This window comes from Microcoleus sp. B3-A4 (genome assembly GCF_036705385.1).
Lineage (GTDB): Bacteria > Cyanobacteriota > Cyanobacteriia > Cyanobacteriales > Microcoleaceae > Microcoleus.
Genome location: NZ_JAUBUI010000024.1, coordinates 55,515 through 76,137, shown reverse-complemented (window position 1 = coordinate 76,137; position 20,623 = coordinate 55,515). Strand labels below are relative to the sequence as shown.

14 protein-coding genes are annotated in these 20,623 nt (G+C 44.3%); 6 read left to right on the top strand and 8 right to left on the bottom strand.

Annotated features, from left to right (window positions below):
* Positions 1-232: 232 nt before the first annotated feature.
* From QUB33_RS12595 to QUB33_RS12575, 5 genes are all read right to left on the bottom strand, one after another.
* On the bottom strand, positions 233-706 hold the full coding sequence (locus QUB33_RS12595) for a hypothetical protein (RefSeq protein WP_333350841.1): 474 nt from the start codon (positions 704-706) through the stop codon (positions 233-235).
* Complete coding sequence (locus QUB33_RS12590) at positions 681-1,886, bottom strand: urease accessory protein UreH domain-containing protein (RefSeq protein ID WP_333350839.1); 1,206 nt, start codon at positions 1,884-1,886, stop codon at positions 681-683. Before QUB33_RS12590 ends, QUB33_RS12595 begins: the two co-directional genes overlap by 26 nt.
* Positions 1,887-2,072: 186 nt before the next feature.
* The gene (locus QUB33_RS12585) at positions 2,073-3,140 is read right to left on the bottom strand and encodes an LOG family protein (RefSeq protein ID WP_333350837.1); all 1,068 of its coding nucleotides are present in this window, start codon (positions 3,138-3,140) and stop codon (positions 2,073-2,075) included.
* A 189-nt stretch (positions 3,141-3,329) separates the two neighbouring features.
* Positions 3,330-3,653 (bottom strand): thioredoxin, encoded by a 324-nt coding sequence (gene trxA / locus QUB33_RS12580; protein WP_006631199.1) that lies wholly within the window; start codon positions 3,651-3,653, stop codon positions 3,330-3,332.
* A gap of 508 nt (positions 3,654-4,161) precedes the next feature.
* Complete coding sequence (locus QUB33_RS12575; protein WP_333350835.1) at positions 4,162-5,325, bottom strand: GuaB3 family IMP dehydrogenase-related protein; 1,164 nt, start codon at positions 5,323-5,325, stop codon at positions 4,162-4,164.
* A gap of 122 nt (positions 5,326-5,447) precedes the next feature.
* On the opposite strand from QUB33_RS12575, the gene QUB33_RS12570 reads away from it, so the two are divergent.
* Entirely contained in the window at positions 5,448-6,530 is a 1,083-nt protein-coding gene (locus QUB33_RS12570) for a lipid-A-disaccharide synthase-related protein (RefSeq protein ID WP_333350833.1), read from the top strand.
* Between the two features lie 85 nt (positions 6,531-6,615).
* On the top strand, positions 6,616-6,747 hold the full coding sequence (locus QUB33_RS12565; RefSeq protein WP_333350831.1) for a hypothetical protein: 132 nt from the start codon (positions 6,616-6,618) through the stop codon (positions 6,745-6,747).
* A 278-nt stretch (positions 6,748-7,025) separates the two neighbouring features.
* Here the strand turns inward: QUB33_RS12565 and QUB33_RS12560 are convergent, their stop codons facing one another.
* On the bottom strand, positions 7,026-7,658 hold the full coding sequence (locus tag QUB33_RS12560) for a polysaccharide deacetylase family protein (protein WP_333350829.1): 633 nt from the start codon (positions 7,656-7,658) through the stop codon (positions 7,026-7,028).
* Between the two features lie 412 nt (positions 7,659-8,070).
* On the opposite strand from QUB33_RS12560, the gene QUB33_RS12555 reads away from it, so the two are divergent.
* Positions 8,071-14,931, top strand: coding sequence for an AAA family ATPase (locus QUB33_RS12555; protein WP_333350827.1), 6,861 nt, complete (start codon positions 8,071-8,073; stop codon positions 14,929-14,931).
* Between the two features lie 171 nt (positions 14,932-15,102).
* Here QUB33_RS12555 and QUB33_RS12550 read toward each other — a convergent pair whose 3' ends face one another.
* Positions 15,103-16,365 carry a response regulator gene (locus tag QUB33_RS12550; protein ID WP_333350824.1) on the bottom strand — a complete coding sequence of 421 codons (1,263 nt, stop codon included), beginning with the start codon at positions 16,363-16,365 and terminating at the stop codon, positions 15,103-15,105.
* 48 nt (positions 16,366-16,413) lie between these two features.
* Positions 16,414-16,557, bottom strand: a complete 144-nt coding sequence (locus QUB33_RS12545) for a hypothetical protein (protein ID WP_333350822.1) — start codon at positions 16,555-16,557, stop codon at positions 16,414-16,416.
* An 837-nt stretch (positions 16,558-17,394) separates the two neighbouring features.
* Between QUB33_RS12545 and QUB33_RS12540 the strand changes: the two genes are divergently transcribed.
* From QUB33_RS12540 to QUB33_RS12530, 3 genes are all read left to right on the top strand, one after another.
* The gene (locus QUB33_RS12540; protein ID WP_333350820.1) at positions 17,395-17,817 is read left to right on the top strand and encodes an ATP-binding protein; all 423 of its coding nucleotides are present in this window, start codon (positions 17,395-17,397) and stop codon (positions 17,815-17,817) included.
* Between the two features lie 95 nt (positions 17,818-17,912).
* On the top strand, positions 17,913-19,880 hold the full coding sequence (locus tag QUB33_RS12535) for a PP2C family protein-serine/threonine phosphatase (RefSeq protein ID WP_333350818.1): 1,968 nt from the start codon (positions 17,913-17,915) through the stop codon (positions 19,878-19,880).
* Positions 19,881-19,953: 73 nt separating this feature from the next.
* The gene (locus QUB33_RS12530) at positions 19,954-20,517 is read left to right on the top strand and encodes a hypothetical protein (protein ID WP_333350816.1); all 564 of its coding nucleotides are present in this window, start codon (positions 19,954-19,956) and stop codon (positions 20,515-20,517) included.
* Positions 20,518-20,623 lie beyond the last annotated feature (106 nt).

Sequence of the window (20,623 nt, the reverse complement as noted above, 5' to 3'; positions counted from 1 at the left end):
AAGACTCAGGTGTGCATATTTAAATAACCACATTAAACTCAGTATTTCTGCTTAGTTAAAAAGCGGGATGCTCCCAATTTAACTAAATTATAGATCCCCTGCCCCCTTAACTTCAAATAGAAAACTTGCTCTCAATCTGCCTCTTCTTTTCTCCCCTCGGCGCTCTCTGCGCTCTCTGCGGTTAACTTACATAAGATCTCTCCCGAATCAGTCCTTAAAATATCAAATGGTATTACCTAACGGTGACAGTGTAACTCAGTTTAAACGGTTGAAAATTAGCTGGGTTTTTGGCTGTTCCGCTCAAGTCAAGCTGGTAAATGCCAGCCTTAGGAAACACGATATCAGCCCCGGGAATCCCTTGATATTTCTCGGCAAATATGGCTTTTAAAGGCGGCTGCATCAGTGGCTTATCCCCTTCTTGGCGCTCTTTTGGATAAACCGCTAATTTGCAATTGCACTGCTCTAAGGGGATAATTTTGCCGCCCCGGCGAGTTAGCGCAAACCACACTCTCGCAGACTGTCCGGCGCGGGGGTTGTGGTTTGGTTCTAGGTGAAAGGTAGCGGCTACATCTCCCGAGACTTCGACTTGGTGCGCCAAAACAGAAATCGAGTTTAACTGCGGCGCAGTGGGAATTGCTGCTTCAATTAGCAATCCCAAAAAAACTAACAATCCTAAACTTTTACTTTTGTTTGACAGGCGAAACATAGAACTTGTCCAGTGATAAAATTGACCAAAAAAAGCGCGATCGCACAAACATAACTAACACCGTAACCACCGCTAAAACGGCTGTCAGCAGTTGATTGTGCAACTTCCATTCAAAGCCGCCGAGATAGTGGGAACCGATGAGTGCAGCGTGTACAGCGCACAGCAAGAAAGCTGGAACGCTTAACAGGTGAAGCATTCGCCACAGTTGACCTAAATAATTTTGAATGCGATCGCAACTTGTAACCGCCGCCGGCAACATCAACAGCAGCGACAGCATCCCAGCCGCCATTCCCAACTGGTGCTGCGGCAACATAAAAGATAGCGCGTCAAAATTCCATTTCAGCGTATGATCCAGCATATGAAACGTGTGGGCGACTGCTAGGACAAACGCCCCCACACCCAAGACGCGGCGGTAGCGCAACAGTTGCGGCAAAAACTTGCTAACCGGACGCGCCAACAGTGCTAGCATCAAGCACAGCAGCGCTGCGTGGCCGGTAAAATCGACCATTTCATCGGTTCGCAGCAAGGTAAGAATCCCGATCGCCACCGTCACCCAGCCACCCGCACGAAAAAGTTGACTGCGCTTGTCCGCGCTCAATCGGCCAGCAAAAAAACTCACTCCCAGCATAGTTGGCAGCGTGCCGAGTCCAAAAGCCAGCATCGTCGCCGCACCCAAAACCGAATTTCCGGTTTCCGCCGCCTTAATCTGCGCGGCGTAGAGGAAGCCGCAGGGAATCAAGCCCCAAAGCAAACCCAAAGCAATCGGCACCCACCACTTTTCTTGTGCCGAAAGCTTGCTCATTGCTTGTCCGACTCGATCGTGCGACATTGGGTGCAGCAGCGGCAATCTCGGCAGCAAGTTCGGTTTAATTTGCCCTACTCCGAACCAAATCAGCATCGTGCCCGTTAGAAGTGCGATCGCCCGCCGCAATTCGCTACCCGTACCTGCCAAAAGTCCGCCAGCAATTAACACCGAACCCAGTCCGCCAATTGCAGCACCAACCAAAGCGTAAGCAGTAATTCTCCCCAAATTTAGCAGCAAATGAAAGCGGAAAGCAGCTAATTTATCGTTGCGGGAATTAGAAAGAGAAAACGCCATTGTCAGCGGGCCGCACATCCCAGCGCAGTGACCGAAACTGCCGAGAAATCCCAAAATTGCAATTAGCAGCAGGTCTAGCATTTTGCTGTTTTTTTCCCAAACAACGCCATCAAGGTATTGACAAGATTTTATTTGGCTCTTGGACGCTTTTTTCTTTACTTTTTACAAAAACTTATCTCAGCAGAGCGGTTTTGTCAAAATACAAGTTGTCCAACTTCTATCTAATCTCACCCATATTTAAAATCACTAATGACTGATAACTAATAACTACTTTTGTTCTGGGTGGGTCGCCGCCGGCGAAGCTGCACCCATTTGATTAATAGCAGCAATTAGCTGATAAAGCCGCCCAAAATCCCGCTGGTTGAAATGCAAAGTCAGGCGCGGCAGCTCGAAAGTTTCATCTCCTATTTCCGGTTCCAAAGCTTGACTTTTTTCAATTTTTCCGGTGACAACAATATCGCTAAAATCAGTATTTAGCCGATCGACATTCTCCTCAGAAAGCTCTGTTTTCAAGCGAATTACCAGTTTTTCGCGCACGTAGCGGCAGGAGTGATAAACCAGATAAAAACTGCCGATCGCCTCGCAAGCGACATTTATATCGTCCGTAATCGTATACAGGCTGCGATCTTCGGGTGAAATCAAACCCCGGCCCCGCAATTGTTTTTGCACAAAATAATTCCAATCGTGCCAATAATCTCCTCCCGGTCGATCGATCAATACCACAGGAGCCGGCCCGAACTTGCCAGTTTGAGTCAAAGTCAGACACTCAAAAGCCTCGTCCAGAGTGCCGAAACCGCCCGGAAACAGAGCTAAAGCATCGCTCTCCCGGAGAAAAAATAACTTGCGAGTGAAAAAATATTTAAAATTGAGCAATTTTGGATCGCCGGCAATGAAAGGATTAGAACTCTGCTCGAAAGGTAACTGAATGTTCAGCCCAAAAGAACGTTCAGCAGTCGCCCCCTCGTTCCCCGCCTGCATAATTCCCCCGCCGCCGCCAGTAATCACCATAAACCCCTGCTCGGCCATCGCCCGCGCAAAGTCTCTGGCCATCAAATATTCCGCAGATTGCGGTGACACCCTTGCCGAACCAAAAATCACAATTTTGCGAACGTGGCGGTAAGGATAAAACATCTCAAAAGCGCTCTCCATATCTCGGAGCGACGCCGCAATAATCTTCAAGTCTAGGCGATCGAGATCCTCTCTGGCCATTTGCACTATAGTAGAGAGCGATCGTTCGATCCACTCAGAGTGCTTCAACATTGGCAAGCGATCGAGCAAATCCATCACTTCAGCTTGGATGGACTCAAAACCTTGACCAGACGCAGAACGAATCATGAATTTTTCCGAAACAATAACAAATTGTCGCTACTAAAAATTAAGGGGCAAGCTAAATTTTGAAGCTAATAGCGACCAGCAAATTGACCTGCTGGCAACTAATAACTTTTCCAGTAGCTTTGCCCCGGTTCTGAAGCGAGTTAGCTTTCGCGGCCCACAAAGAACAGCGCGAAACCGCTCGCAGTTGGGTTAAATGTACTTTTCCAGAGTGTTTGCCAGAGTAGTTTTCGGAACTGCCCCAACCACCATATCCACACGTTGACCGCCCTTAAATATCATCAGCGTCGGAATGCTGCGGATACCGTATTGGCTGGCCACGTTAGGATTCTCGTCGGTATTAACTTTTACTACCTTGACCTGCCCTTCATATTGCTGGGCAATTTCGTCTACGACGGGCGCCACCATCCGACAGGGCCCGCACCAGGGAGCCCAAAAATCCACTAGAACTGGAACTTCGCTATCGAGCACTTCCTGCTTAAAGGTAGAGTCGGTTACTTGCGCGGCTGCTGACATCCCTAGCCATCCTTGTAAATACTATTTCTCGGATAACAAGTCTAGCAAAAAGTGTAACCATTTGCGTCAACGATTTTAACAGAAGGCTTCTGATGGAAGAAGGAAGACGGTAGAAGGAAGAGGGAAGACGGTAGAAGGAAGAAGGCACAAGGTTTCTGAAGGAACAAGGCACTTATGTTTCCGAAGGCACTTATGTTTCCGAAGGCAGAATGCACTTATCTAGAAGAAAAATTCTTCCACTCCCAGACTTTCCCACTCTCCCACTCTAGGCCTCTCCGGAGCTACAAGCCTCTGTTCTGTATCTAGTAAGCAAGAGCCAAGATGTCCGCCAAAAAAGGAACCGCCCGAACAGTAGTCCGGGCGGAGTGTGGTGTGAGGAGTGAACGGAAACATTCGTCTCCGCTTCTTATATTGTGACACCTACTTCTCGATAATTCCACAATATTCTGTAAATTTCGAGACTCTTGAACAAATTTTGTCAAGGTATGCTGGTATTCGATCGGTAAATCTACTTACCCATGCCCAATTGTTGAGCTTTTTGATAGACTTTACCCTCAGTCAGCAGAGAAGGAGCAATTACCACCTCCACTTGCTGCATCTCCTTAAGATCCTTAGCGCCCAGGGTGCCCATGCTAGTTTTCAGAGCTCCAAGCAAGTTGTGCGTACCGTCATCTAGGAGGGCCGGCCCGCGCAAAATTTGCTCCACAGTACCCGTAGTCCCCACGCGAATGCGAGTGCCGCGCGGCAAAACCGGGCTGGGAGTCGCCATTCCCCAGTGAAAGCCGCGGCCGGGAGCTTCGGCGGCCCTGGCAAAGGGCGAACCAATCATCACTCCATCGGCACCACAGGCAATGCACTTGCAGATATCGCCGCCAGTAATTAAACCGCCGTCAGCAATCACCGACACGTATTTGCCAGTTTCGCGATAGTAGTCGTCCCGCGCGGCGGCGCAGTCTGCTACCGCTGTGGCTTGGGGAACGCCGACACCCAATACGCCTCTAGAGGTGCAAGCAGCCCCCGGCCCAATGCCCACGAGAATGCCCGCAGCGCCGGTTTTCATTAAATTCAGGGCGACTTCGTAGGTGACGCAGTTGCCCAAAATTACTGGTATCGGCATCTCTTGACAGAATTGTGTCAAATCTAAAGATGAGATTGATTCAGGGGAAAGAAAAGCTGTCGAGACTACCGTTGCTTGCACAAAAAATATATCGGCTCCCGATTCAGCAACCGCCCGGCCGTATTTGCTCGCAGCGGCCGGTGTACCGCTGACGGCGGCAATCCCTCCTGCTGCTTTAATTTCTTTAATTCTGAGCTCGATTAATTCTGGCTTGATGGGTTCGGCATAAAGTTCCTGCATCAGGGAAACAAATTCGTGGTTCCCGACACTGGCGATGCGCTCTAATATTGGCTGGGGATCGGCATAGCGGGTTTGAATTCCTTCTAGGTTGAGCACCCCCATTGCTCCCAATTCCGACAGCAAAATCGCCATGCGGACATCGACTACCCCATCCATTGCGCTGGCTATAATCGGGATTTCTCGATCGATCCCGCCAATCTGCCACTTGGTATCTGCCAAACTCGGATCGAGGGTGCGCTGTCCCGGTACAAGCGCGATTTCATCTATGCCGTAAGCTCTGCGAGCGCTTTTGCCCCGCCCAATTTCAATATTCACGCTGTTTCACTTCCACAATGTATTTAAATTAGACTAACAAAAAGTTAGCCCGCCCGAGTTTAGCTATCGCACGGCTGTCTTTAAAAAAAGCTCGGCACTGATTCTGATTGTATTCTGATTATATGAAATCGAAGGGGATACTTTTCCTCAGCAACGGCCACGGGGAAGACGCGATTAACTGTCAAATTCTCAAAGCTTTGAGAGCCTCTGGCGCGGATGTTGATGTTTCGGCAATGCCGATTGTAGGTGACGGGGCTGCTTACCGCCGATCGACCGTGCCAATTATTGGGCCCACCAGTCAAATGCCGTCTGGGGGAGTTTTTTACATGAATCCCCTGTTTTTCCTCAAAGATATTGGGGCGGGGCTAATTGCTTTGACTTGGCAGCAATTGCAGGCTGTTTGGAGGCATTCGCGCCACTGCGATTTGGTGGTGGCGACTGGGGATATTGTCGCGGCGGCGATCGCCCATGCCAGCAACCGCCCCTATATAATTTTTCTATCGGCCCATTCTAGTTATTACGAAGGGCGAGTCGATTTGGGTTTAATCTTGTGGCAGTTGCTTTGCTCAGATAAATGTCTGGCGGTTTTTACTAGAGATGCTTTGACTGCTGCTGACTTAAAGCGACAGGGTTTAAAGAAAGCTCAGTTTGTCGGCAATCCTGTCATGGACAACCTCAATTCTACGGGCAAAGATTTGCAGTTAATACCCGGAGTTCGGACGATCGCCCTTCTCCCCGGTTCTCGCCTCCCAGAAGCCACTAACAACCTCGTTTTGCTCCTGGAACTGGTTAAAGAAATGGCTAGTAACTCTACTGTACCGGTGCAGTTTCGGGCAGCTTTAGTGCCGGCTTTAATGCCTCAATTAGATGATATTGCGACGCGCTCTGGATGGCAACAGCGATCGGGCAAGCTCATTTTTCCAGCAATCAAACCGTCTTTTGGTGAAGAAAAATTAGTCGAAGTGATTTGCTGGGCCGATGCTTTCGCCGATATTTTGCAGCAGTCTAGTTTAGTAATTGGGATGACGGGAACTGCTGTCGAACAAGCTGTGGGCTTGGGAAAACCTGTAATTGCAGTACCGGGGAACGGCCCTGCATTTACCTATCGGTTTGCGGAGGCTCAAAATCGGCTTTTAGGTCATTCGGTGCAGGTTATTGGCACACAACTAGCGAATTCTTATATAGCAAGTCTATTTGAGTCATGAATGTAGAACCACCTGAAACGCTGGCGATCATTGAATCGATTGTTTACAAATCAAAGGGTTTTGCTATATTATCAAGGAAGCTGCTTTGGCAGTCGATCGCACTTTGCAAGATGATAAATATTTAGCCAGTTGCATTCAAAATGGTTTAGAGAGAATGGGGCGATCGGGCGGCAGCATAAAAGTTGCTAATTACGTGGCAAACTATCTGGGTTATTGATTGTGGTAGGGTGCGTCAGATTTTAATTTTTAAATCTGCACGAAAAGTCTAATTGTGGCGCACCATTTATATCGTTTCCGGTTGCATTGGAATAATAAAATCGAGTCAACAGTTAACACTCAACCATTCAGTTTTTCGACCCGCCCGCCCGTCAACAGTCAACAGTCAACAGTCAACAATTCCGGAGGAGTGCAACCGGAATTGATATTATTTCCTGCTGCGTCAGTATGAGATTGTTGATTTGTTGCGAAAATAATTGTGGCTGACGCACCCTACTGCTATTTCAACAACTCAGAAACAGTTTTAAATTCGTAACCTTTCGACTGCAAATCCTTGACAATCATCTCAGTTGCTGCTACGGTTTTCGAGCGATCGCCCCCACCGTCGTGCATCACCACAATCGAACCCGATCGCACATTGTCAATCACCCGATTTGCGATATCTTCCGCCGTGAGTGTTTTTTCATAATCTTGGGAATCCACATCCCACATAATCAGTTTTTTGTGCATTTGGGATAGCAAATAAGACAAAACCACAAATCGCCTACCCCAAGGCGGCCGAAAACTGATACTGTCTTGCTTAACCCCAACTTCCTGCAAAAGTTTGTCCGTTTTTTCAATTTCAGACAGCAAAACTTCCCGGGGTTTAAACATCATATCTTTGTGAGAGTAGGAATGGTTTGCCAACTCATCTCCCCTCGCGACAATCATTTTCACGATTTCTGGATGTTTCTCAATATTGCGACCGATTTCAAAAAAAGTTGCTTTAACTTTATAGCGGTCTAAGATATCTAAAAGCTGATTTGTATAGGGAGGATAGGGCCCGTCATCGTAGGTGAGGGCAACAACTTTTACTTCGGTATCGGCACGGTTGATGCCGAAATAATTGTGAAATTTAGTAACTTTAATCAATAGCGATACTGCGAAAAATAACCCTATTGTGAAAAGCAGAAACTTTTGTAAATTTTTACCCATTCGCATAGCTGCACGCACTCGATCGAGAATGAAAGTGGATTGTTGTTAGATTACCACAATTGGGGAGCTGAATCCTTACGCTATTTTATCATTAATTATTGTACGTTCCGAGATTTTTCAGTTTTGGCGATCGGACAGTAGCTAGAGCCTTCAAGTGCCAGTACACTTGTACGCTAAATATAGCGTAAGTAAGTCCAGAGCAAAAAAGCAATAATAAAATATCGGAAGTTATAAGGGGGGTCAGACAAGGATTTATATTCGCAGCGAGTTTACTGCTGCTCTCACCCGATCCTCCCCATGTTATATTTATTTGTATAATCATTTTTTTTAGGCAGCCATAATTCCCAACATGATTTCACTGCCAGATATCACAATTGTCCGCCAGATTTACGAAAGTGCGAATTCCCTCGTATACCGAGGCATCCTCAAATCAAACCAGCAACCTTTGATTTTGAAACTCCTCAAAGAGGATTACCCCACACCAGCCGAACTCTACCGCTATCAGCAGGAATACGAAATCACTCGCCGTCTCAACCTAGAGGAAACGATTAAAGCCTACGAACTGCGAAAATACGAGAACACACAAGTCATGTTGTTAGAGGATTTTGGAGGAGAGTCCTTAAAAATTCTTCTGGATGGCCTTCCCTTTGGTTTACCAGAGTTTCTCCACCTAGCCATCCAAATCACAGATGCGTTAGGCAAAGTTCATCAAAAAAAGGTCATTCACAAAGATATCAATCCATCTAACATTGTCTTGAATTCTGAAACCGGACAATTAAAAATTATTGACTTTGGCTTATCTACCATCCTATCCCAAGAGAATCCAAGCCTCCAAAATCCTAATCTTCTAGAAGGAACATTGGCTTATATATCTCCAGAACAAACAGGCAGGATGAATCGAGCGATAGACTACCGCACTGACTTTTATTCTCTTGGCGTTACTTTCTATGAACTACTAACGAACCAGTTGCCTTTTGCATCCGTCGATGCACTTGAGTTAGTCCATTGCCATATTGCCAAACAACCCAATCCACCTCATGAAATTAATCCAGAAATTCCCTTGACTGTCTCAGAAATTGTCATGAAATTAATGGCAAAAACTGCGGAAAAGAGATATCAAACTGCTTGGGGAATCAAGGCAGATTTAAAAACTTGTCTCGCTCAATTTAGAAATGGTAAATTTCAAAATTTTTCCTTGGGCTACCAAGATATTTCTCCTCAATTGCAACTACCTCAAAAACTGTACGGAAGAGAATCACAGATTGACTCTTTATTGACTGCATTTTATCGCGTAGCTTCTGGAGAAGAGAAACAAGTAGGGGCGAGCAACCCAACGACCACTCAGTCACAACATCTGCCGATACAAGGAAAAACTGAACTCATGCTAATTTCTGGATACTCTGGTATTGGGAAATCAGCTTTAGTTCAGGAATTGTATAAGCTCATCACTCAAAAAAGTGGCTACTTTATTGCAGGTAAATTTGACCAGTTGCAACGCGATATTCCCTATCAAGCTTTAGTCGCTGCCTTCCAAGAATTGGTGCGGCAATTGCTCACCGAAACTGAACCCCAATTACAACAGTGGCGAGAGAAGATTCGACGTGCATTAAAAAGCAACGGACAAATTATTATTGATGTCATCCCCGAAGTGGAACTGATTATTGGCAAACAGAATCCAGTACCTGAATTACCTGCAACAGAAGCAAGAAATCGGTTTAATTTAGCTTTTCAAAACTTTATTAAAGTTTTTTGCCAAAAAGAACATCCCCTCGTCCTATTTCTAGACGACCTTCAGTGGACAGACAGCGCTACGCTGCAATTGATTCAGTTGATTATGACCGATTTTACTACTCAATATCTGTTTGTAATAGGAGCTTATCGAGATAACGAAGTCAGTGCAACTCATCCTACTATGCTGACTTTATCGGAGATGAAAAAACAGGGAGTAGTAATTAATCATCTCTCTCTTTTACCCTTAAATTTAAACCAGGCTAATGAATTCATTGCTGATACGCTGAAAACCGAGTGCGTCCCTACGCAAAGATTAGCCGAGTTGGTTTGGCAAAAAACACAAGGAAATCCCTTTTTTATTAAAGAGTTTCTCAAGTCACTTTATACAGAGCAATTGCTGAATTTTGATGTGAATGCTGGGGCTTGGCATTGGGATTTAGAGCAAATTATAACTAGGAATATTACTGATAACGTTGTTGAGTTCATGGCAGAGCAAATTCAAACCTTATCAGAATCAGCACAAAAAGTTTTACAATTAGCCGCTTGCATTGGCAACCAATTTGATTTACCCACCCTTTCAATTATTAATGAAACTTCTCAAAAAGAAACGGCGGATGAATTATGGAATGCTATTCAAGCAGGATTTATATTACCCCTTGGAGATGATTACAAATTCCTGAAAACCGACCGAGATACAAAGGAATTAAAAATTACTTATAAATTTGCTCACGATCGCATCCAGCAAGCAGCCTATTCCCTAATTCCCCCAGACGATAAGCAAGCGATTCACTGGAAAGTCGGGCAACTGTTGTTACAAAATACACAGCAAGAGATACTCCAACAAAATATTTTTGATATTGTCAATCAACTCAACTTCAGTATAGAAGCAATAGACGTTCAGTTAGAAAGAGATCAACTTGCTCAATTAAATCTCATTGCTGGCAAAAAAGCGAAGGCATCAGCAGCTTGGAAACCCGCCTGGAATTACTTAATAATTGGTATAAATTGCCTGAGTGCAAATAGTTGGCTTCGTCAGTATGACCTAACTCTGGCACTTTATGTGGAAACAGTAGAAGCTGCTATCTTGAGTGGCCACGTTGAGGAAATGGAAAAAGTGGCTGATATTGTGCTTCAACAAGCTACTTCATTGCTAGACAAAGTGAAAGTATATGAAGTCAAGATTCAAGCCTATACAGCACAAAACCAACCGTTAGAAGCGATAGATACGGCTCTTTCAGTATTAAAGCTGTTGGGGATTCACTTTCCCAAAAAACCAACAAAATTAAATATTTTCCTTGAACTGGTGAAGACTAAGTTAAGCTTAGCAGGGAAGCGAATCGAGGACTTAATCGACTTACCAGTGATGACTGACCCTTATAAGTTGGCAGCTATGCGTATCTTATCAGGTATAGTGTCCGCTGCCCATTTTTCCAGACCTGACTTGCTACCCCTAATGGCGTTTAAACAGGTCAATTTATCCATCAAATACGGGAATACTTCTGTGTCTTCTTGTGCCTATGCTACTTACGGACTAATTTTGTCTGGGGAAACCGTAGGAGACATTGAGAGTGGTTATCAATTTGGGCAACTTGCTATCTTGTTACTCGATAAGTTTAATACTAAAGAGCTCACAGCCAGAACCATATTTATTGTTAATTACTTTGTCAAACATTGGAAAGAGCATCTTAGGGAAACTTTAAACCCTTTGCAGAATGCTTACTCGATCGCCCTAGAGACTGGAGACTTAGAATATGCAGCTTATTCGGGTTGTGTATATTGCTATCACTCCTATGTATTGGGGAAGGAATTGGCAACAGTCGAGGCAGAGATGGCAATGTACAGTAATACCCTCAGCCAACTGAAGCAAGAAACATCATATTACTATAACCAACTAAATCGACAGGTTTTATTGAACTTGATGGGACATGCTGAAGATAAATGCCGTTTAATCGGTGACAACTATGACGAAAGAAAAATGTTACCCCTGCATCGAGAGGCGAATGCTCAAAATCTTTGTCATTCCCTCTATTTTTACAAGTTCTTTCTCTGCTATCTTTTTCAAGACTATCAGCAAGCTATAAAAAATGCTAAATTAGCCGAAAAATATAGCGATAGTGCTGTAGGGACTATTCCTCTCTATCATTTCTATAATTCTTTAGTTTATCTTGCCATCTATTCTGACGCACCAAAATCCGAGCAAAAACTCATCCTCCAGAAGGTAAAAGCCAACCAGAAAAAAATCAAGAAATGGGCGGAGTTTGCTCCGATGACTCACCTCCATAAATTCTATCTAGTGGAGGCAGAGCGGCATCGAGTTTTGGGGGAAAATGCTAGGGCGATCGACTACTACGATCGCGCCATTGCCTTAGCCAAAGAACATGACTACATCAACGAAGAGGCTTTGGCTAATGAACTGGCTGCCAAGTTCTACCTCGCTTGGGGAAAAGAGCAAGTTGCCCAAGCCTATATGACAAATGCTTACTACTGCTATTTACGTTGGGGTGCAACAGCTAAATTGACTGATTTAAAACGACAGTATCCAGAACTTTTAAAGCGTTTTACGAAAGTCAATATGTCCATAAATTCGCGCAGCAACCTGTCTGATACATCTAGCAGCACTTCAGGTGAACTCCTGGATTTGGCAGCCTTGATGAAAGCATCTGGGGCAATTGCTAGTGAAATTGAGTTGGATAAACTCCTCACGACTTTGATGAGAATCCTGCTGGAAAGCTGCGGGGCAGAAACTGGCTATCTAATTTTAGAGTCTCAAGGACAACTGCGAGTCGAAGCGTCAGGTGAGGCTAACTCAAATCAAGTGATGGTGTTGCAATCGACTCCTATAGAAACCTGTCTTCCTTTGTCGATTATTCACTATGTTGAGAGGACTAAACAAGGACTGATTGAAACCAATGTTGCCCGTGAAGGCCGATTTACCCAAGATGCTTATATCAAAACACAGCAGCCCAAGTCTATCCTTTGCGCCCCTCTGCTCAATCAAGGGCAATTAATTGGCATTGTTTACTTGGAAAATAATTTAGCAGATGGCGTTTTTACACCCGATCGCCTGCAAGTGATTCAATTGCTTTCAACTCAGGCGGCGATCGCCCTTACCAACGCCAGACTCTATACTCAGGTACAATCGACGCAAAATCGCCTGAATAAATTCCTTAATGCTATTCCTTTTGGCATATCCGTTCACGACGCCAAAGGACAACTGGTTTACGCCAATCCAGTTTCACAGCAGTTACTGAATATTCAAGATTTACCCAAAGCCGAAATCGAGCAACTCTCAAAAACCTATCACGTTTATCAGGCAGGCACAGGCCAGATGTATCCAGTGGAACAGCTACCCTTGGTGCGATCGCTTCGCGGTGAAAAAACATGGGCGGATGATTTGGAACTGCACTACAGTGAGCGAATCGTTCCCTTAGAAGTAACTAGCACGCCAATTTTTGATGACACGGGTAATGTAGAATATGCGATCGCAGCTTTTCAAGATATTAGCGCTCGCCAGCAAGCACAGATTACGGTCATTGAAAATGTCCGTTTAGAACAGGAAATTCGCGAGCGCCAAAAAATAGAAGAGGCTCTGCGGCAGAGCGAGGCACGCTACCTTTGTATTCTGGAAGACCAGACAGAACTGATTGCCCGCTATCTGCCAGATGGTACCGTTACCTTTGTTAATGAAGGCTTCTGTCGATTTTTTGGACTGACAAGGGAACAACTCATCGGGCATCACTACGAACCTGTCGTGTTTGAAGAAGACCGCGAATATGTAACCCGAGTCGTCAATTCCATTAGCAAAGAAAATCCCGTTGTCACAATTGAAAATCGGGTGATTGTTAGCTCCCAAGTGCGTTGGACGCAGTGGGTTAACCGAGGGATATTTGATGATTCCGGTTGCATTGTTGAATTCCAGGCGGTAGGACGAGATATCAGCGCGCGCAAAAAAGTTGAAGCAGAACTCGAACGAGCGAAAGAAGCAGCAGTTGCCGCCAACCTCGCCAAAAGCACTTTCCTTGCCAACATGAGCCACGAATTGCGAACTCCCCTGAACGCCATTCTCGGTTTTTCTCAACTGATGAATCAGGATACAAATCTGTTAAATGAACAAAAAGAGAACCTTAACATCATTCAGCGCAGTGGAGAGCATTTATTATCTCTAATTAATCAGGTGCTTGACCTTTCCAAAGTTGAAGCTGGAGGCATGAAATTATCGGAAAATAATTTAAACCTTCCTCAGTTTTTAGCTGAAATCGAGGATATGTTTGCGTTGAAAACCACCGCTTTAAGCTTATACTTACGATTTGAATGTGCTGCAAATGTTCCTAAATATATCTGCGTTGATGAAGTTAAGTTGCGGCAAGTGCTGATTAATTTTATCAGTAATGCCGTTAAGTTTACCTCTTCGGGAGGGGTGTCTTTAGAAGTAAAACATAAACAGGTAAAAGCCCAAAGTGCAGCCGGAGCCAAAACAACCAACAACCCACAATCAACAACCATTACCTTTGAAGTAAAAGATACGGGAGTTGGCATTGCGGCAGAGGAACTGGAGAGTCTATTCAAACCCTTCGTGCAAACAGAATCCGGTCAAAAAGTACAGCAAGGAACCGGATTAGGACTGACGATTAGCCGTCAATTTGTCCGCTTGATGGGAGGTGAAATAACAGTCATTAGTCACGGTAAAGCTTTCACCCCTGGAATGCCTCTCAAGGAATTTTTTGAAGACACAACGGGCACAACATTTAAATTTGACATTCCTGTGGGCATCGCTGATGCCAGCGCCTTTCAAAATCAACCCCACAGTCGTCGCGTCGTTGCCCTAGCGCCTAACCAACCCCAATATCGCATCCTAGTAGTGGACGATCGAGATTACAATCGGCAACTGTTAGTTAAACTCCTCAAACCTGTTGGTTTTGAAGTAGAAGAAGCGACTAACGGTATTGAAGCGCTTGAAATTTGGGATTCATACTCACCCCATCTGATCTGGATGGACATGAGAATGCCCGTTATGGATGGGTATGAAGCCACGAAACGCATTAAAGGCACCATTAAAGGTCAAGCTACTGCTGTTATTGCTATTACTGCTAGCGTGTGGGAAGAAGAAAAGGCAGTTATTTTATCGGCTGGTTGTGATGATTTTGTACGAAAACCGTTCCACACAGAAGCCATCTTTGACATTATGGCTAAACATTTGGGAGTCGGTTATATTTATCAGGAGGAAGAGCTACCCTCTCCCCCTTCAAATGTGACTGGAGAACCGTTAAATTTCACGGATTTATTAGCAGCGATGTCAAAAGAATGGATAGTAAAATTATATGAAGCAGCTATTGACGCGGATTCGGAATTAGTTTTTCAACTCCTAGAGGAGATTCCTGAATCTCAAGCTTTCGAGCTTCAAACTCTCAGAAATTTGGTGAATAAGTTTCAGTTTGAGAAGATTCTCGATTTAACTGAACCCTTGGTTGGTGAATCTTGAGACAGCAGATTTCAGGTTTATGAAGTAAACTCTCGATCGATCCCCCCTACCCTCCTTAAGAAGCAGGGGACAAGAGTATTCAAAGTCCCCCTTCTTAAGGGGGATTTAGGGGGATCTAGACTCAGCTAAAAGCGAGCTTTCTTGGATCGGATTGCGTAAGTCCCGTTTATGCTATTTGATGCTAGTACGCGGTTGGTTCAGTTCCATCATTGACTTTAATGCCGACTGTTTTAAGTCTGTAAGGTCGCGGATGGTAATTGAGCAACCGTCGCCCAATTTAACAGCAGTTACATAATAGCATTTGTCAAGCTCCTCATTTTCTAGATGAACCTCTCCTTCAAGCGATTCTCCAGTCTCAACAACTTCTACTAATAAATCAAACAATCCGGGACTCAATTGATTAAGCAGTTTTTTCAGCACGGGTTCGCCTGCGAGTTCTGTTCGTTTTTTCCCTAAGAGTCTGGCAAAGACAGGATTAACTACCAAGCAGCGAAAATCTTCAATTTCTCCAGCGATATCTCCCCTCACCGCCTGCACCGCAGCTATTCCATCTAGAGATGAGTTTAGCAAATTTGCCAGCAGGCTGCGAGATTGGTAGGCAATTTCTGAGGTTTGCTGGTGTCGCTCGATTGCTTCTTTAAGGTGGCGTTTTTGGTGCTGGATAGTGACCTGAGTTTCGATGCGAACTAGCACTTCTTCCGGCTGAAAAGGTTTAGAGATGTAGTCAGCTCCCCCTAGCTTAAAAGCTTTAACTTTATCAAAAACTTGGTCAAGTGCGCTTAAGAAAATAATCGGAATTTCTGAGGTGTTTTCATCCGATTTAAGGGCTTCGCAGACTTTATAACCGTCCATGTCTGGCATTTTTATATCCAGCAATATAGCATCGGGGGGATAATGGCGAACCGTCCTCAAGGCCATCGCACCATTGGTGACGCCGCGAACTTTGTACCCCTCCTTAGTGAGAATTGTTGTTAGAAAACGCAGATTCTCTTGGATGTCATCAACAATTAAGATGTTGCCTTTATAAGTTTTGAATTCATTGATGTCACTTTCTTCTACCGAAGCTATCGTCATAGGTTCGCCTTCGACTTCGGCCTCGGCGATCGCACTTGTGGTGCTTTGCTTCTCTAGCAGAGAGCGGAAGTTATTTTTAGTAACTTTTTCTCCCATTACGTCTGAAAGGCGCTGCCACAGGATGGAAGATGAATCTTTGATATGTCCTACGCTGAGGTACAAGCTGTCAGCAACAGCACTATAAGTTGCGTTTTTCCAAGCAGCTTTTAAGATTTCCTGCTCAAGAAAATTTAACGGTTTACTGGTTTTGGACTCTAAGGCTGATTCGATAAATTCTAGGGCTTCTTCAAAAGTCATATACAAATCAATCTCATCGGGTAAGGTTTTTCCAGTTTGGCACCCTAATTTTGAGTTATCCACCGTACTAAGTCTGTGGAGAAATTTCTAATAGCTATTATGACAGGCTTATTAACCATTACGCTCCGGGGCGATCGCCCCCGATCCTGATTCCACCTTGTCGAAACCCGAAAAAGGCGATCGCGGCCGCCTAATTCTTTGTGAGGGCGATCGGCTTAAACCCTTTAAATGCAAGGCTTTTAAGTTGCTTGTCACCCCCTTGACGCCTACGAGATCGACTCTTTGACATATATTATAAAGCTCTTAACAAATCTAAAAAACTGGTTCATCTTTCATAAATCTGAGTTCGCTACCTAGGGGGCAATCCTATAAATCAGTATCAAGCCTTGTATTTATCCAAAAGACAAGGCTTGATTAGTTTTTCTATTTTTAAATAAAAAAATGCCGATTAGCGCAGACAATTCGATAAATTTTAAGTATTATTACCGATGTCTTTTATCGCGTGATCTTGTATATCTCACTCAGAAATATGCCAATTAGGCAAAGATCCGACTTTTCCGACTTTATGATCCGACTTTTCCGACTTGCTTTACGCCGATACCCCAAACATACTATTGAATAGCATCTACCTAAAGAAATAGAACAGTACCAGTCATGCTGTTGATCTGCTCTATAGATAGTAAAACCAGGGCGTCCGACTTTTCCGACTTTATGATCCGACTTTTCCGACTTTATGATCCGACTTTTCCGACTTGCTTTAGCAGGGTTATGCAAACATACTATTAAATAGCATCCACCAAAAGAAAGAGAAAAGTAGCGAGCAGGCTGTTTACCTGCTCTATCTAAAGGTAGAGGCTAGCACCAGTCAGGTTATCTATCGGCTCTACAGGCTGCAGGTAGCAGTGATCTTACCTAGTAGGCAGTTCTGGGAGAGAACTTTCTTAACCAGCCAATCGATGGGTTTGCTCAATGAGCTGACCTAGATCTAATTTTCCAAGCTGAGTTCCTCGCTGCAGAGCATACAAACTCCCCAAATTGCAGCTCAATTTCTGTGGAAATTTATAGCCTTTAGAAGGATAAATTGTTTCATTTATGAACCCGTTAATAGTGCCTGGAAAACTAGATTCTTTAAGTCAGATAGCTCAGTATGTCCTCGCGGCAGCAGCGGAGGCTGAGCTGGAAAAAAAAGCATCTTACGGGCTGCGCCTAGCAGTCGATGAAATTGCCACAAATATAATCATTCACGGTTATGAAGAATCGGGCACTGAGGGGAATTTGGAGTTGTGCGCCGAACTCAGCGATCGCAACTTGATAATTTTTATTGAGGATACAGCAGTCACCTACGATCCCATCGAGCAGGCGCTACCTGATGATTTGGATAAACACCCGCACGAAAAAACTATTGGAGGGCTAGGAGTTTATTTGGCTATTCAAGGCGTAGATAAATTTTCTTACGAGCGGGTAGGAAATCGCAATCGCAATATATTTACGGTCGAGCGGAAAGGTAATAGATAGGAAAGGGCATCCAGGCGTTCAAATCGCCCTAATTTCAAACTAGAGAAGGCATACCGCTTTCTGATTGAGCGACGTATAAAAACAGGAGTACAACTGTGGGTTCTTACGTTAAACAGACTAATCCCGACAATTTAGACAGTTCTCTTTTGCCGTCAGCTAATTTAGAGTTAACGAGCCAAGTAGGCAAGCCTGAGATTCATCTCAAAAACCAAAACTTACCCTTAAAATTGGGAAGATCTTTGAAATTTCCCTTCAGTTTGAAGTTAGGCTTAGCGCTTTCCCTCCTGTCTGTTGGGGTTGCTACGACAAGTATTTTTTGGCTCCAATCAAGCATCCAGCGAAATTTGCTAAAAGACCAAGCTAAGCAATTAAAAGCAATTGGCATCAAGGAATCTTCATCTTTTTCTAGCAAAGATATAGCAGAAATTAAGAACCTCGCCGCTCAAATTAATTCACAGAGTCTACAACTATCCCAGCAGCAAATAAATTCTGGAACAGAAAATACTGAGTATCCTGGGTTATCCAAAGACGTGCATGACAAGATTGTAGCTTCAAAAAGGTATCAAAATCTGGCTCGCAAGTTAGGAGAGATTACGAATCAAAGTCGGAGAGACGATTCATCTGGCATCTACATCAGGGCATCCTATCTAATCAGCACACTCCCTGAGTTTCCTGACCGCAAATTTGTGAGACTGCTGGCTAGCGATAAAGGGTATCGCTATGAAGGTAGTTCGCCAAAAATTAGTAATGATTATGTTGGGTACTATTATTTCCCACCTTCTCGGTCTATCCGCCCAGCTTTCGACGGTCAGCCCGAAGTAGACAGTCAGTATTATTATGAGTATCAGAACAAAAAAGATGCCTATATTTCTACTGCCGTTCCCCTTAAAGATGATACGGGTAAGGTTGTTGCTGTCCTCAACTTAGATGTCGATGTTAGTAGCCTAGCCATAGAAGTTGATAGCCTAAAATGGACTTGCTTGCAAATTATTGGCAGTAGCTTATTCATTTCTTTGCTAGCAGCATCCCTGATCAGCAACTGGTTAGTGAAACCGATTCGGAAGCTGTACCAGGCATCAGAAAAGATTCGCAACCATAATTTTGATGTAGCTGTAGAAGTTAAAAGCAACGATGAGTTTCAACAACTGGCTGAGGCTTTCAATGCTATGGTTGCAGAGGTAAGTCGATACACTAACAACCTGGAATCTATCGTAGAAGTACGAACCGATCAACTGAACAAGGCTAAAAACGAATTAGAAACCGATATCGAAAAAGGGCAAAAGCTGCAAAGAAACTTTTTGCCAAATCCCATTTTAACTGTACCCAATTGGGAAATATGTGCGACCTTTGAACCCGCAAAAAAAGTTGCCGGCGACTTTTATGATGTTTTTCCACTTCCTAATGGCAGTATAGGATTAGTGATTGCAGATGTTTGCGACAAAGGCGTTGGAGCAGCGATGTTTATGGGGCTATTTCGTAGCTTCATTCGGCTGTTCTCTGGAGGAACAAATTTTCAGTTCTGCGATCGAGAAGCAACGGATCGCACAGCCGGAATGGAATTAGAATTTGACTTATATCAAAGGCAAGCTCTCCAGGCAATTGAGATTACCAACAACTACATTAGTGAAGAACATGGTGAAACTGGTATGTTTGCCACAATGTTCTTCGGGGTACTCAATCCAGAAACAGGTTTATTAACCTATATTAACGGCGGGCATGAATCACCTTTAATTATTAATGCTTCTGGGATCAAGACTGCCCTAAAATCTACAGGTCCCGCCGTAGGAATGATGCCAAATATGAAATTTAAAATTCAGCAGGTTCAGCTCGAACTGGGAGATATTCTATTTGGTTACACGGATGGTCTTACTGATGCCCGCAGCCCCAACAAGGAATTTTTCACAGAAAAGCGAGTGCTTTCACTCCTAAATCAGCCTTATTCCTCAGCATCCGAATTACTAGAACGTATGAAAACCGATGTGTTTACCCATATAGACTGTGCAGCGCAGTTTGATGACATTACCTTGCTAGCAGTGCGACGGAAAATCCCCGGCACATCCTAATTCAATTTTAGGAAACTGGGTTTTCAGTTCTACTGAAAGTATTGGTTCTTTATTCACCACTAAGGAGTTACTAATGACGCGAATCAACTACTATAAAGGCTTGACAGCCGACTATTCAAAACCTGGATTGGTTTCGGACGAAGTTAAGCAAACAATGATTGAGTTAGCCGAGAAAATTGTGGCAATGAAGGAAGAAAAGTTGCCCGAAATTAGCTCAGATTATACCCTCGAAAAAATCGAAAAAGAAAATCAGGAATGGTGGCCGACTCACTGCGAGGCATTAAGACAATGCCGGGGTGACATCTTAACAGGTGAATATCGCGAAGATTTGGTTTATTTGTGCCAAGACGGCCCCTATCGCGGTTTAGACAAACAAAAAGAACGCGAGAAACACTGGTGGGCTTTAATTGCACAGCCAGGGGTGACAATGTGCTGGCCGATTGTGATGTTTTTTGGCGAACACACTTACTTTGAGTGGAAGTGTGTGGACGACGAAACTAACGAAACCCTCGCCAAAGGCAATGTCACTTGGGTGCGGCGCGGCCACCGAGGAGCCTGCTACCTCAAAACCGAACAATTGACTTTCTACCGAGATGTTTTCGCCCCTGATTCACTTTTAAAGCTAATCAAGGCCTAAATACCTCCTATTGTCTGGTGGCGAGAGGTATAAATTCCGTCATGGGCATCTATATCAGAAGACAATCATCAACCTAAAAAAGTTTACAATCGCAAGGATTTGGTAG